This is a genomic window from Streptacidiphilus sp. PAMC 29251, from assembly GCF_054208735.2.
The window spans coordinates 1,273,914-1,288,213 of record NZ_CM135725.2; the positions used below are offsets into that span (position 1 = coordinate 1,273,914).

Annotated in this window: 10 protein-coding genes; 5 read left to right on the top strand and 5 right to left on the bottom strand. The window is 68.0% G+C overall.

Going from position 1 to position 14,300, the window contains the following annotated elements; genetic code table 11:
* Nucleotides 1–670: 670 nt before the first annotated feature.
* Both ACXKR8_RS06005 and ACXKR8_RS06010 read left to right on the top strand, forming a co-directional pair.
* Complete coding sequence (locus ACXKR8_RS06005) at nt 671–2,563, top strand: Ig domain-containing protein (RefSeq protein ID WP_458271848.1); 1,893 nt, start codon at nt 671–673, stop codon at nt 2,561–2,563.
* A gap of 266 nt (nt 2,564–2,829) precedes the next feature.
* Complete coding sequence (locus ACXKR8_RS06010) at nt 2,830–3,159, top strand: hypothetical protein (RefSeq protein WP_458271849.1); 330 nt, start codon at nt 2,830–2,832, stop codon at nt 3,157–3,159.
* Nucleotides 3,160–4,124: 965 nt separating this feature from the next.
* On the opposite strand, the gene istB is transcribed toward ACXKR8_RS06010, so the two are convergent.
* Nucleotides 4,125–4,898 carry an IS21-like element helper ATPase IstB gene (gene istB / locus ACXKR8_RS06015; RefSeq protein WP_458267423.1) on the bottom strand — a complete coding sequence of 258 codons (774 nt, stop codon included), beginning with the start codon at nt 4,896–4,898 and terminating at the stop codon, nt 4,125–4,127.
* 44 nt (nt 4,899–4,942) lie between these two features.
* A complete protein-coding gene (gene istA, locus ACXKR8_RS06020; protein ID WP_458267424.1) occupies nt 4,943–6,457 on the bottom strand; it encodes an IS21 family transposase in 1,515 nt (504 codons plus the stop codon).
* Between the two features lie 197 nt (nt 6,458–6,654).
* Here istA and ACXKR8_RS06025 point away from each other — a divergent pair, with 197 nt between their 5' ends.
* Nucleotides 6,655–7,932 (top strand): MFS transporter, encoded by a 1,278-nt coding sequence (locus ACXKR8_RS06025; protein ID WP_458271850.1) that lies wholly within the window; start codon nt 6,655–6,657, stop codon nt 7,930–7,932.
* Nucleotides 7,933–8,208: 276 nt separating this feature from the next.
* Here the strand turns inward: ACXKR8_RS06025 and ACXKR8_RS06030 are convergent, their stop codons facing one another.
* Entirely contained in the window at nt 8,209–8,760 is a 552-nt protein-coding gene (locus ACXKR8_RS06030) for a TetR-like C-terminal domain-containing protein (RefSeq protein WP_458271851.1), read from the bottom strand.
* A gap of 46 nt (nt 8,761–8,806) precedes the next feature.
* Entirely contained in the window at nt 8,807–9,643 is an 837-nt protein-coding gene (locus tag ACXKR8_RS06035; protein WP_458271852.1) for an alpha/beta fold hydrolase, read from the bottom strand.
* A 199-nt stretch (nt 9,644–9,842) separates the two neighbouring features.
* Between ACXKR8_RS06035 and ACXKR8_RS06040 the strand changes: the two genes are divergently transcribed.
* Nucleotides 9,843–10,505, top strand: coding sequence for a TetR/AcrR family transcriptional regulator (locus ACXKR8_RS06040; protein WP_458271853.1), 663 nt, complete (start codon nt 9,843–9,845; stop codon nt 10,503–10,505).
* A gap of 210 nt (nt 10,506–10,715) precedes the next feature.
* Complete coding sequence (locus tag ACXKR8_RS06045) at nt 10,716–11,849, top strand: epoxide hydrolase family protein (protein WP_458271854.1); 1,134 nt, start codon at nt 10,716–10,718, stop codon at nt 11,847–11,849.
* 56 nt (nt 11,850–11,905) lie between these two features.
* Here ACXKR8_RS06045 and ACXKR8_RS06050 read toward each other — a convergent pair whose 3' ends face one another.
* A complete protein-coding gene (locus ACXKR8_RS06050; protein ID WP_458271855.1) occupies nt 11,906–13,819 on the bottom strand; it encodes a hypothetical protein in 1,914 nt (637 codons plus the stop codon).
* Nucleotides 13,820–14,300: the final 481 nt, after the last annotated feature.

Consider the following 14,300-nt stretch of genomic DNA (forward strand, 5'->3'; position numbering starts at 1 on the left):
CGTGACGCCCGTTTCGTGCAAGGCATCAAAATGGCGAGATTCCGCCATCCCAAGTTTGCGTTAATACGTCGGCCGGCTGTGATCAATTCATTTCCCGAGAATGTCACGGCCTCACATGGATTTCCGTGGGCCGGCCACTGCCCCGCGGATGCCGAGTTCATGATCGCGGTGCGGCGAGGCCGCTGCTCCAGCTCCAGGGCCGCAGGATGACTGCAGGACAGGGCGGTCGCCCAGTTTTCCGACCGTCCGAAGGGCTGCCATCTGGCATCTTAGTGACTTCTTAGTAATTGATCTCGCTTTGCGCCAGCTGTGAGGGTATTGACCCGTATCCATCAACTCTGCTTTGCTTCTGCTCGGCAACCGGTACACCACTTGAGGTGGTGTCACCTGGGAAGCTCCCTCAAGCCGCCTGAACAGATACTTCACGACAGCTCTGCGGATCGATAGGGCCCGCATGCTCCTGCTTATTCGAGGTCTCTGCGGGGTGAATCAATTCACCGCGCACAAGGGGGGATCTCGAGTCGGCAGCCATGGGTGCGGATGATCCGCAGAGCTGTCGTGAACCAGGCCCGTGAGGGGCAGTCAGCACCACCGCCCCGCCCGTTCCATGCACGTGATCCCGTGTCGCCCACCGGCAGACACGCCATCAGCATGAGAGGAACCCTCAACCATGGGGACACCCCACGCCCCGCACCGGACTCGGCGCCCAGTCCTGACCGGACTGCTCGGCGTCGCGCTCGCTGCAGCGGCCCTCACCGCCACGGCACCCACGGCCGTGGCCGCGCCGACGGCATCGCACACGCAGAGCAACCCGATCGTCGACCCGTACAGCCCCGCGTACCAGCACGCCTACCGGCACGGCGTGGTACCGACCCTGCAGCAGAACAGCAGGATGAAGTCCTGGGCGGCTGCCCAGGTCTCCCCCAGTGTCGCGACCGGACCGGAGACCCTGTCCTACGGCGGCGGCATCGACGGCATCGGCGTCCAGGACGGCCACTCCAAGGTCTACCTGGTGTTCTACGGCACCCAGTGGGGCACCCAGAGCACCAACTCCAGCGGGGACGCGACCTTCTCCGGTGACGCCAAGGGCGCGGCGCCCGTCGCCCAGGAGATGTTCAAGGGCATCGGCACCGGCAACGAGCTGTGGTCCGCGGACCTGACCCAGTGGTGTGACGGCCCCAATGTGTCGACCGGCGCGACCAGTTGCCCGTCGAACGCCAGCTTCGTCCCCTACCAGAGCGGTGGCGTGCTCGCCGGCGTGTGGTACGACAACGCGGGCGCGTCGCCGAGTACGGCGAGCGGACACCAGCTCGGCGTGGAGGCGGTCAACGCGGCCGCCCACTTCGGCAACACCACCGCGGCGGCCAACCGGGACGCCTACTACGTGATCCTCTCGCCGCACGGCACCAACCCGGACAGCTACCAGAACCAGTACTGCGCCTGGCACGACTACAACGGCGACAGCACCCTGACCGGCGGCGCGGTGACGTCCAACTACGGCGACATCGCGTTCAGCAACCAGCCCTACAACATGGATTCGGGTGCGGGCTGCGGCGTGGGGTTCGTCAACTCCCCCGGCACCCTCGACGGCTGGACCATGACCCTCGGCCACGAGTGGCACGAGATGATGTCCGACCAGAACCCGGCCGGCGGCTGGACCAACAACACCGGCAGCTCCTACAACGGCCAGGAGAACTCCGACGAGTGCGCCTGGCTCAACCCCGGCACCAGCGGTGGCGCGGCCAACGTGACCATGGGCACCGGCACCTTCACCGAGCAGGCCAGCTGGTCCAATGACACCAATGCCTGCGCCATCTCCCACCCGATCGTCGGGGGCGGCAGCACCGGCAACACGGTGACCGTCACCAACCCGGGCAGCCAGAGCACCGTCGTCAACACCGCGGCCTCGCTCCAGATCCACGCCACCGACTCGGGTTCGGGGCAGACGCTGACCTACTCGGCCACCGGTCTTCCGACCGGCCTGTCCATCAGCTCCTCCACCGGGCTGATCTCCGGCACCCCGACCGCCACCGGCACGTCCTCGGTCACCGTCACAGCCAAGGACGGCACCAACGCGACCGGAACCACGAGCTTCAGCTGGGCCGTCACCAGCTCCGGCGGAGGCGGCGGCGGCGTCACCAACGGCGGCTTCGAGACCGGCTCCCTCACCGGCTGGACCTCGGCCGGCAGCACCTCCGCCATCGCGGCGGCCGCCCACAGCGGCAGCTACGGCGCGATGGTCGGCTCCACCAGCGCCAGCAACACCTCCTCGCTCACGCAGACCTTCACCGCCCCGACCGCCACCACCAAGATCTCCCTGGCCTACAAGGTGACCTGCCCCGACACCGTCACCTACGACTGGGCCACGGTCACGCTCAAGGACAACACCAGCGGGACCACCGCCACCCTGCTCGCCAAGACCTGCACCAACGGCGCCGGCTGGAAGACCGCGACCGGCAGCCTGACCGCCGGCCACAGCTACACACTCACCCTCACCAGCAAGGACGACAACTACCCCGGCGACCCCACCTACACCTACTACGACGACGTCACCGTCTCCTGATCAGACCCTGACTCGACGCGCCCCGGGAGGGAACCCCTCCCGGGGCAGCGGCGTCGCACCCATGGCTTCGAGGCGCCACCGAACGGACTCGCACCGACCGAAGGGCCCCGCACATGACCACCGTCCGCAGCTCAGCACGCAGCAGGCGAACCGCGGCCGCGCTGCTCACGGCCCTGACGCTGGGAGGCTGTGCAGCGCATGGAGCAGGCAGTGAGCGCCCGACTCCTACGCCCACCACCGCGACGAGCACCGCAGCAGTCCGCACGGTGACGCTGGATGAACACGCCTCGGGAACCACGGTCACCGTGCCCCGCGGAGCCACGCTGCTGCTCACTCTGCACAGCACCTACTGGGGGGCACCGCACAGTTCCGTCCCCGCGCTCCTGCGACCGCTGGGCGAGGCCACCTCATCGGCAACAGCTGTCGGCCCGAGCTGCCACCCCGGCTCCGGCTGCGGCACGGTCAGCGCCCGCTTCCTCGCCGTCCGGAGCGGGAGTGCCAGCCTGACCTCCTCCCGGAGCAGCTGCGGCGAGGCCATGGCCTGCCCGCCCAGCTCCCGGACCTGGACCGTCAAGGTCGTCGTGACCGCCTCCTGAACCAGGGTGTTTGCGCTGGTTGCGAGCGCAGGAGGAGCCACGCGGCGACCTAGTGACAGGACTCGGCCCAAGGGCCGGTCCGCCACCTCACTAGCCGTACTCGTGGCACCAGCGCACCACGCGGGCCTCGGTCTGAGCGGGAGCTCAGGAGGCTCGGGCGCAGTGAGAGGTCAGGCGTCGAGGCCTGGGCCTCCTGAGGCGTCCGTCCGGTGTCCACGCGGCACCACCACGATGCGTATCCAGGAACCGAACGGTTCCCTGCTTCCAGGACGGTCCGTGCGCCGCTCTCAGTGGAGGTCTGGTCGGCCCGGGTCCAAGAAGACGTCACGGTCCCGCACTCGAACACTTCAGCAGCCGTCGCGGAGCTCTGCTGGAGTCGCTACCAACGAATGAGGGCCTCCTGGATCGCTTGTTGGCGTAGACACCTAACGAGCTACCAAGAGGCCCTGCTTTCATGCCCGGCACCTGCCGCGACCACCCGAACGAGACCCCTGTTCGACCAACACCACTCAAGATCGGAACGACAACAGCCACTTCACCGGCAACCCGCCCGCCAGCGGTGTTCCAGTGCCATAAGACGGGAGGCTGCAAAAGTCGCTTCAAGGTGCACGGCGAAAAGCCCGCGTCCGTCCGGGGGTGCTTTGCCCCCTGGGGATGGACGTGTCCGAGCGGCCACCGCCGGGAAAGGAGCGCAGCCCTTCAGTTGATCCACGCCAGCGGGGACTGCAAAGCCGTTGACAGCCACCCCGATGCACCGAAACGGTATGCCACGCTCATCCTCACGGCTGACAAGCATCTTCTCCCTCGAGACACGACACCCACGAACCCGAGGACTTCAAGGACTTCAAGGACTTCAAGGTGTCAACGGTCATTGAGATCCCCAGGTAGGTGGTCGTGGGTTCACCAGGCTGGTGGCCATCAGAAACCCAGGCCTGTGGTCAGTGGTGCTCCTGGGGTGGGGGAGGTCAGTTCAGAGGGACCACGCCCTTGCCGGCGAGGGCTTCGGCGAGGCGGTGGGAGTCGCCGGTGGTGGTGACGAGGTGGGCGTGGTGCATGAGGCGGTCGGTGCTGGCACCCGCGAGGGTCTTGGGCATGATCGTGTCGAAGCCTGAGGGGTGAATGTTGCTGGTCACCGCGATGGAGCGGCGCTCGTAGGCGGCGTCGATGATGCGGTAGAACGCCTCGGCGGCGTCCTCGCCGACCGGCAGCAGGCCAATATCGTCCAAAACGATCAGATCAGCGCGGCAGATCCGGGCGACGGTGCGGGCGGTGGACCCGTCGACCTTCGACTTGCCGATCGCGGCGGTCAGGGTCTCCAGGGTGAACCAGGCCACCTTCAGGTCCTTCTCGATCGCGGCCTGGGCCAGACCCTCGGTGAAGTGGCTTTTCCCGGTCCCCGAGGGACCGGCGATGACCAGGTTCTCGGCTCGGCCGATCCATTCCAGGGTCGTCAGGGAGTTCTGGGTGGGTTCGGGGATGGTGGAATCCTCGGTGCGCCAGGACGCGAGGGTCTTGCCGGTGGGGAAGTTCGCCGAGTGACGCCGAAGGCGTCGGGTGGCGGCGTCGCGGCCGGTGACCTCCTCGGCGATCAGCAGCCGTAGGACCTCGGCGGGGTCCCAGCGTTGGGCGCGGGCGGTGGCCAGGACGTCGGGGGCGGCCTTGCGCATGTAGGGCAGGCGCATGCGGCGCATCAGCTTGTCGAGTTCCTCGGGGATGGCGGGCGGGTTGGGGAAGGACATGGCGGTGCCGATCGTCTGGTGATGGATAGTCAGGGTGGGTGTGGTCAGCGTGGGTTGTTCTGCTGGCCCAGGGCTTGCCAGCCCGAGGTGCCGCTCTGGGCGGAGTGGCTCTCGTCCGCGCGCACGACCTCGCCCAGGGGCGTGCTGCCCTGGAGGTGTTCCAGGATGGAGACCAGGTCGTCGTCGGCGAAGCGTCCGGCTGTGGCTGCCAGCCCCAGGGCCCGGTCGACGTTGTCGCTGCCCATGACGGTGGCCAGCTCGACCGCGCGGGCCATCTTCGCGCGGATGCGCACCGCGCCGGCGGGTCCGGCCTCCTTGAGCCAGCGCCCCGCCCCGGGGCCGATGCCCACGAACGCGATCTCCGCCTCCGAGCGCGGTGCCAGCCGCGGCGCGAGGATGCTCCGGCCCTCGGGGTGGTCGGGGTAGTGCGCGTCGATGATCTGCGGGACCCCCGGGGTCGACAGCTGGTGGCGCCAGATCTCGGCGAGGTCGCCGGTGTCGGTGCGCGCGGTGATCGACAGTTCCTCACCCACCACCCGGCACCACACCCGCTGCCCGGTATAGCCCGGCGGCGTCGAGTAGCGCACCGCGTTGAAACTGACAGTCCGGTCCGCGCCCACCGTCCTCTCAGCGCCCAGCGCCAACGCCAACGGCTCGGCGGGAAGGACGTGCAAGGTCGCACGTTCGATCTCCAGCCGCAGGTCAGGGATCTGCGCGGTCGAGCGGTGGCGCCGCGCGTTGACCTCCAGGCACCAACTGCGGCAGGCATCGGCCAGCTCGGCGAAGGTGTCGTAGGAGGGCCGCAGGTTCGCGGTGGTGGGCACCAGGTCGGCCTTCGCGATGCGGACCGTGGCCTCCGCGCCGCCCTTGGACTCGGGGTCGTAGGGCACGCAGGAGACGATCTGGCAGCCGTAGTGCCGGCCGGCGGCGACCATCTGCGGGTGCCGCACCGGTATCCCCGCGATGTGGTCGACGGTGACGGTCTTCGCGTTGTCGGTCAGGATGTAGGTCGGCGCTCCGCCGATCCTGCGCAACGTGGTGTCCAGGCAGGCCACCAGGGTGCCCAACGTGCAGTCCCAGACCGGGATAACGACCCGGAACCGCGACCACGACAGCCACGCGCAGAACAGCCAGGTCCGCCGCCCGCCGATGCGCGGGCCCTCGCCCCAGTCGAACTGCAGCCACATCCCCGGCTCGGTGATCCACGGCCGGTAGGAGCGCCGCCGCCCGGACCGCCACGCGCCCTTCGCCGCGTTCACCGCCCGCCTGGTCGAGCGCGCACTGCCCGCGAAGCCCATCCGCACGAGCTTGTCGTGGGCCACGTCCGCCCGGATCGCCGCGTGGGTCTGGTCGACCCACTCCTCGATCTTCTCCAGGTAGGCGTCGATCATCTTCGGCCGCGGCGCGTGCTCGAAGGGATTGAGCCCGTGGTCACGGGCCTGGACATACCGCTTGACGGTCTTGGGGTCGTGCCCGCTCAGGGCCGCCGCCGACCAGACGGTCTCCGTCAGGTCGTACGCCTCAAAGATTTCCATGATCTCTCTGTCAGACTTCGTCATAGGACCTCTCCGGCCGGTAGCTGATGCTCGCAAACACCAGCAAACCGGACGGAGGGGTCTTCTTCAGATAAAGGGAGCGATCAGGAACACCACAGGTCAACAGGCCATCCACCTGGATTTCCGGTGGCCATCAGCCTGGACTCAACTGGCCGCACACCTGGACTCTGCCACGGCCGCCGACATTCAAGGACAGGTGAATGGCTTTAAGCGGTGGGCAGAAGGATCAGACGCCGATTCCCCTCTGGCGGAACCGTGATTTCCTCCTGCTGTGGACGGGGCAGGTCGTTTCGACGATCGGTGCCCGGGTCAGCGGTATCGCGTACCCGCTGATCGTGCTGGCCGTCACCGGCTCGGCGGCGCAGGCCGGCCTGGTGGCCGCCGCGCAGACTGCCCCGTTCCTGATCTGGTTCATGCCGGCGGGCGCCCTCGTCGACCGCTGGCCTCGCAAGCGGATCATGCTCGCCGCCGACGCCGGCCGGGCGGTGGCCCTGGCATCAGTCGCGGTGGCCGTCCTACTCGGACGGATCATGATCGGTTACCTCATCGTCGTGGTGTTCGTCGAAGGGACGCTGTACGTCTTCTTCCTGCTCGCCGAGAGCGCTGCCCTGCCCTATGTGGTGCCCAAACCGCAGTTGCCGGCGGCGGTCGCCCAGAACCAGGCCCGCGATCAGGGCGCCGACCTGGTCGGCCAGCCCCTGGGAGGCTTCCTGTTCGCGCTGAGCCACGCCATGCCGTTCGCGTTCGACGCGGTGTCATACCTGGTGGGCGCCGCCATGACCGCCTCGATTCGGCGGACCTTGGAGGAGGAACGGCCGCCGGAGCGCCGCCACCTGCTGGTGGAGCTCTCCGAGGGCGTGCGCTGGCTGTGGGGGCAGCATCTCCTTCGCGCACTCGTGGCGATCGCGGCGGTCGGCAACCTCGCCTTCAGCGCCCTCGTCCTGACCATCATCGTGCGCGCCAAGGACCTCGGCGCGTCCTCGACCTCCATCGGTGTTCTCCTGGGCCTGTTCGGCGTCGGCGCGATCGTCGGTGCAGTCGCGGCCCCGCCAATACAGCGCCTCGTCCCTCTCAACGTGATCCTGCTCGGCGCTCTTTGGTGGTGGGTCGTGGAGATGGTTGCGCTCGCGCTGGCTCCGACCGTGTTCGCGCTGGGCGCGATCTACACGATCGGCGCCCTGATGGGCCCGATCTTCCAGACCGCCAATACCACCTACCGCTACGCCCTGACCCCCGACCGCCTCCAGGGCCGCGTCTACGGAGTATCCCGAATGATCGGATGGTGCACCCGCCCCTTGGGCGCCCTCCTCGGCGGCATTTCTCTGCAAACGATGGGCGCGGTGCCGACCTTCGCCGCCTTGGCGACCTGCCTGGCAATCGCCGCGACCGCGTCGACGGCGAGCCGGCAGATCAGACGGGCCTCGACGCCGGAACATCACAGAACTGAGCAGGCCGCGGCTCAGCCAGGACCCTCCTAGCCGTTGATCTTGGCCGAAGAGATGTGCGACGGTGCTCCGCCAAGGGTCATCCAACGAGCTACCAAGAGGCCCTGCCTTCATGCCCGACACCTGCCGCGACCACCCGAACGAGACCCCTGTTCGACGAACACCACTCAAGGGTGAGTAGCGTCCCAGCAACTGTCGCCACCTCAGCCGAGCGCGGCCTGCAGGTTCTGGACGCCCTGTGGTCACTCCCCCCGAGGTCGCTGTGCGACCCGGGGGCGGTGGTCGGCCTGGTCGTCCGGCAGGGTCCTTTCACCCATCGCCATCAGCCTGGGCGCTGTTTGTGCCGGTGGCTGCGATTGCCCGCAGGCCGCGGTCGATGAAGGCGATCATCCAGGTGAAGCTGTCGTCGATATCAGTGCTGAACTGGAACCCGCCGACGACTTCCAGGGATGCGAATCCATGCAGGGCAGTGCGTAGCATCCGCAGCGCGTGGATCTTCTGGCTGGGATCGATTCGGTACCCGTGCAGCATGGCCGCCCAGGAGGCGACGACCCGGTTGCTGGCCGCGATGAAAGGGTCCTCGGGTCCGGTCGGGCAGGCTGCGTTGGCCGCGGCGTACCGGCCGGGGTGTTCCTTGACGAACGTCCGCATCGCTTGCGCGCCGGCAGCCAGGGCGTCAGGGCCGGCCCGGCCCTGGATGGCGTCGCGGATGGCGTCGGCGCACTCGGTCATGGCCAGGACGGCGATCCGGTGGGTGACGTCGGCCTGGCTGGTGACGTGCTTGTACAGCGAGGGGGTCTTGATCCCGAGCCGCTCGGCGAGCAGGCCCATGCCGAACTGGTCGATGCCGACCTCATCCATCAGGGCGGCGCCGGCCTCGGTGACCGCCGCTGCCGTGAGTCCGGCCCTAGGCACCTACGGCCGTCTTTGCTAGGAACGGCAGGGCCAGCGCGAGGATCTGATCGGGTGTCTGGGCGTGCGGGTAGTGTCCGGCGCCGTCGATCACGACCAACTCACCGAGACCCGCGGGCAGGTCATCGATGATCTTCTGGCCCTCGGCGCGGGGGTCGGCCCAGTCGGGGTCCAGACTGCCTTCCACTATCAGGACCGGACAGGTGACGTTGGCCAGTTGGGCGCCGGCGTCGCCGGGGTCGGCCTTGCACATGGCCTGCAGCGCCGCCATCCGGCCCGGCTCGCCCAGCTTGGCCTTGATGCGGGCCAGTTCGCCGTTCCAGTCGGCGGGCTTGACCGGGTACGCCACGTCGAGGTACTTCAGCCAGTTCGCCAGCCGCCCGCGGACGATGACCATCGCCATCTGCGTGTACCCGGCCCGGAAGCGCTTGACCCGCACCAGCCCGCCCAGGTCGACCGACTGCGCACGGGTGAACGGGGCCAGTTCGATGACACCTGTGATCACGTCGGGTGCGGTGGCGGCGGCAATCGTCGCGGCGCCCCCGCTGATCGACTGACCGATGATCACGGCCGGGCCGCCGAGGTGGCGTACGACGGCGACCAGGTCGCCGGCGATGTCGGTGCGGCTGTAGCCCTCCCAGCCGAGGCTGGAGTCGCCGCACCCGCGGATGTCGACGTTGGCGACCCGGTAGCCGGCGGCGGCCAGGCCCGGGACCAGGAAGCGGTAGGAGTGTCGACTGTCGCCGATACCGTGCGCGAGGACCACCAGGGGGCCCTCCCCGGTCACGTCGTAGGCGATGGTGTTCGTGCCGATTTCCAGGTACTGGGTCATGGCGTCCTCAAGGAATAGCTAACGATATTACCCAAAGGCTAGTGACGTTAGCTGGATGGGTCAACACCCCGGACACAGAGGATGGCGAGCGGCCGATTTGTGCGGGACACGGTAAGCGCGGGGTGTGCTGCCGTGGCGTGACGGCGATGGGCATCCATTGATTTGTACATCTGTTCTTAAGGCTTGTACGTTTGTGCGCATGCTGCACGTCGAACCGCCGTCGGCGGACCCTCCCGAAAGTGAAACGGCCAAGGAAAGGGCCGATGGCGAACGTCGGACCTCCGCCGAATCGGTGGGCGGGCGGCGCCGGACCCGTCGCAACGACCCCGGCCGCAAGACGAACATCCTGGACGCCACCCTCGACGTCATCGCGGATCATGGGGTGGCCGGGACGACGCATCGGCACATCGCCGCCCGGGCCGCCGTGCCGCTCGGGTCGATCACCTACCACTTCGCCAGCTTGACCGATCTCCAGGCGCAGGCATTCGCCCGGTATGTCGAATTGCAGTCCGCGGTGTTTGAGAACCTGTTCGAGAACGTCGATACGCGCGAGCAATTCGTTGATGTCCTGGTCGATCTCGTCCACGGAGGTCCTGCCAGGCACCGCAGTGCCGTCCTCGGCTTCGAACTGCACCTGGCGGCCCTCCGCAACCCCGGACTCCGAGACCTCACACAGGCATGGACGCAGGACAGCCGCACCGTTCTGGCCCGTTTCACCGGCCCGGACAACGCCGGCCGCCTGGACGCCCTGCTTGAGGGAATGATCATGCATGCTCTGCTCACGACCGCTCCGGAGTCGCGTGAGAGAACGCGGGACGCGATCGACCAGACGCTCGGCCCGGCCGGCCGGCCGGGATCGTGACCGTAGCGTCTGCCGCCGTCCCGGCGGCGCCGACAGGGCGGGAGGTGCCGGCGGGCGCGAGAGCGATGATCGGTTCCCTCGGAAACCGGACCACTGTCGGGCAGGCCCTGCTCGTCGTCGCGATCCTCATGGCCTTGTCCGCTGTGATCGCCGGGACCACCCGCCGGTTCGCACCGCTGTCAAGTGAGAACGAACCCCTTGGAGACCCCCATGACCCGCCACGCGCCCGCGATCGCCGTCCCCGAGGCCGAGCTGAACGAGCTGCGCTCACGGCTGCTCAACACACGCTGGCCGACCCCTTGGCCCGCCACAGGCTGGGAGGCCGGCACCGACTCCGGCGAACTGCGACGCCTCGTCACCTACTGGGCCTCCGCATACGACTGGCGTGCCCACGAAGCCACCATCAACGCCCTGCCGTCCCATCTCGCGGACATCGACGGAACCCCCGTCCACTACCTCCGCTTCGACGGCGAACACGCCGGCGCCCTGCCGATCGTTCTGACGAACGGGTGGCCCAGTTCCTTCCTCGAGCTGACCGCCCTCGCCCGCCGACTGGCTACGCCGTCGCGGTACGGGGGTGACGCCGCCGACGCGTTCACCGTCATTGTCCCCTCGCTGCCCGGATTCGCCCTCTCACCTCAACGGCCCTCGCTCGCGGAGCCGCCGCAGACACATGAGATCTGGCACCGGCTCATGCACGACGAACTCGGCTTCGAGCGCTACGTCGCGCACGGGGGCGACCTGGGTGCCGACATCACCTCCAGGCTCGGCGAAGCTCACCCCGAGGCCGTGGTGGGCATCCATCTGACGGCGATCGCCAGCCCAGTCGCCTATGACCCGGCCGGTGTCACCCCCGAGGAGCAGGAGTACCTCGATTCCGTCGCGGTGTGGTCCGCGGAAGAGGGCGGGTACCAGCACCAACAGAGCACCCGCCCCTTCACGCTGAGCTATGGTCTGGCCGACTCGCCGACCGGGTTGCTTGCCTGGATCGTCGAGAAGTACCGTGCGTGGAGCGACTGCGGTGGTGACCTGTCATCCCGGTTCAGCGACGACTTCCTCCTCACGCAGGCGTCGCTCTACTGGTTCACCGGCAGCATCTCGACCTCCTTCCGGCCCTACTACGAATACGCCCAGCGGCTGACGAGGCGGGTGGAGCGGGTCAACGTGCCCACAGCCCTCGCTCTGTTCCCCGCCGACCTCACCCAGCCGCCCCGCAGCTGGGCCGAGCGCACGTACAACATCACGAGGTACACCCGCATGCCCCGCGGCGGACACTTCGCCGCCCACGAAGAACCCGAACTCCTCGCGCACGACCTCACCGAGTTCTTCCGCTCACACCGGTGAGCACCCCGCACCCACGAGATCACTTCGGCGGCGTGGCAGCGGTCAGTGGTTGGTGGTTAGTGGATGAGCGGTGCGAACAGCACCTTTGTCGTGGGCACCCAGCCGCTGTTCAGATCGTTGCCGATCTTTTCGGACAGCCGCCTGTCGCCGACCAGGATCGTAGGTGGTGACGGCAGCCCGCGGACCAGCCGCCGCAATTGCTCCAGGGACTCCTGGTACTTGGCGCCACTGATGTAGCTTCCACCCATGTTCACGTTGACCAGCAGCGGAAAGTTCGTCGTCATCAGGCCGTTGCTCCGCAGCAGGGACTGCGCCAGATAGGTGGTCTGCCAGTTGAGGGTGCCGGTTCCCCGGTAGAGGGTGATCACCGGTGCCGTCGACCTCGCCATGTCCCTGGTCATGAACGTATGGGCACTGTCGGCGAGCTGGTTTCCCTGCCGCTCGGTGGACCAGGTGACCAGCGAGCTGAGCCGCCATGGGGCGGAGGTCGCGTCGACGGAGGGGATGCCCCATTGGAAGCCGGCGAAGAGGCTCAGCGCCGCCGCGCCCACGCCGACCGCGAGCAGCGGTTCCTGCAGTCTGCGCGGCAGTGGTGCGGTTCGGCCCCGGGGGGCGAGCGGGCGTAGCAGTCCGCCGACGGATCCCAGGCAGATCAGGAAGATGACGAAGGCGGCGAAGGCCATTTTTTCGAAGTAGTAGGAGACGGTGCCGCTGCGGTGGATCTGCCAGGCCGCGAACAGCCCGAGCACCACCACCGTGCCCACCGCGGTGGCCAGAATCAGACGCAGCGTCGCAGTCAACCGGTTCATCGAGAACAACGGGGAGACGATCACCACGGCACCCAGGCCGATCACGGTCGCCCGATCGAGAGGAATCATTGCTCCGTTGGCAACCGACTGCTGGCCGATGTCGAAGGGGGAGAGCAGGCTCAGCACGCTGGGGAGCACGGCGACGGCGACGGCGGCGGCGAGCGAGAGCAGCAGTGCCACCCGGTGTCGGCGTTGGCGGCGGCGGAGCACCAGTAGTCCGGCTGCGATCGGTAGGGCCACGAAGACCATGTAGATGTTGTAGCTGTAGCCGACGGTGATCAGTCCGGCTGCGGCCACCAGTGCGTATTCGACCTGGCCCATCGCCGGGCGTAGTAGTAGTGCCGCGGAGACGGCGAGGAAGGCCAGTCCGACGATTTCGGAGTCGAAGCCCTGGCGGAGCAGTTCGGTCAGTGGTGCGGCCAGGACCAGGCAGGCGGCGACCGTGCAGACTGCCCCTGTTCGCCAGCCGGCCAGGCGTGGGCCGGCGACCCAGCGGGTGGCCCACACCACGCTGGCGCACAGGAGTACGAACGCGAGCAGGACGTAGGTGAAGTAGCGGGACAGGGACTGCGGGGTGCTGAGCGGGACGGTGCTGGAGCGGACGAAGACGTCGACCCAGGCGAACAGGAAGTGTGAGCCCTGCGGGTATTCCGCGGCGGTGTTGCCCAGGGTGGAGACCCGGCCGGCGCTCTGGTGCAGGAAGAGGTAGCCGCCGATGCGGCCGATCGACTCGAAGAGCGCGAAGTGGGAGAAGCGGTCTCCCACCATCATCATGCCGTTGCCGAGCCGGCCGGTGACGCCGCGGTGGACGAAGTGCCACACGACCAGGCCGGTGCCCAGGATGACGCTGTCCGACCAGCGCAGCCGCAGCGGAAGACGTGGCCTGCGGTTGCCGTACCAGCCGGCCAGGGCGATCACCGAGAGCAGCACCGCGCCCGCGGGCAGCGGATCCAGCCGCCAGGGCCACACCGAGGCGATCAGCCCGAAGGCCATCAGCGCACCCGACAGCAGCAGCCCGGAGACCATCAGCCGGTCCACCAGCCCGCCCCCGACCCGCACCAGCGAGCCGATCGCCAGCAGCGCCACCACCAGGGTCAGCACCTGCAGGTGCAACACCCCGAGAACCAGCGGCAGCAACCAGCACAGCACCAGAGCGGACACCAAAACCTTGGGACTGCGACCGCCGAGGCCCGAGCCTGAGGGCCGACGGAGGAGCGCCGACCTCCGCAGTGGACCCTGGACCGGACCCTCGATCAGCGGCCGTACGGCCACGGCGAACGTCCGACCCCCGTTGCGTTCCTGGCCCGTCACTTCCGCTCCCCCGCATCCGAAGAATCATTGGCATTCATCGTCGAATTCACACCCGTATTGTCTGTTTCTTACCACGTGCGACGGAGCCGCCTCGGCGAGACGGCCGTTCCTTGAGTTCGCCCTGCAGCAGGACAGGACGAATGTGCAGAGGCCGCATCCCCGGAGAGGAACTCGCACATGAATACCAGGGGTCGGCCGGAAGAAATCTGGGCGGCAAAAGAACTGGATGCGCCCCGATCCGCGTACAACCCGTACTGACGTCCAGCAAATCATTCCGTCAAAGATGCGCATCCTGAGGTCAACACATTAGCCCGAATGAATATCCTGCCCG

What these genes read in the sequence shown, in the direction of transcription:
- ACXKR8_RS06005 (WP_458271848.1), top strand. Translation starts at nt 671, where the DNA reads ATGGGGACACCCCACGCCCCGCACCGGACTCGGCGCCCAGTCCTGACC.
- istB (WP_458267423.1), bottom strand. Translation starts at nt 4,898, where the DNA reads ATGTCCTTCCCCAACCCGCCCGCCATCCCCGAGGAACTCGACAAGCTG.
- istA (WP_458267424.1), bottom strand. Translation starts at nt 6,457, where the DNA reads ATGACGAAGTCTGACAGAGAGATCATGGAAATCTTTGAGGCGTACGAC.
- ACXKR8_RS06025 (WP_458271850.1), top strand. Translation starts at nt 6,655, where the DNA reads ATGGCTTTAAGCGGTGGGCAGAAGGATCAGACGCCGATTCCCCTCTGG.
- ACXKR8_RS06030 (WP_458271851.1), bottom strand. Translation starts at nt 8,760, where the DNA reads ATGGATGAGGTCGGCATCGACCAGTTCGGCATGGGCCTGCTCGCCGAG.
- ACXKR8_RS06035 (WP_458271852.1), bottom strand. Translation starts at nt 9,643, where the DNA reads ATGACCCAGTACCTGGAAATCGGCACGAACACCATCGCCTACGACGTG.
- ACXKR8_RS06040 (WP_458271853.1), top strand. Translation starts at nt 9,843, where the DNA reads ATGCTGCACGTCGAACCGCCGTCGGCGGACCCTCCCGAAAGTGAAACG.
- ACXKR8_RS06045 (WP_458271854.1), top strand. Translation starts at nt 10,716, where the DNA reads ATGACCCGCCACGCGCCCGCGATCGCCGTCCCCGAGGCCGAGCTGAAC.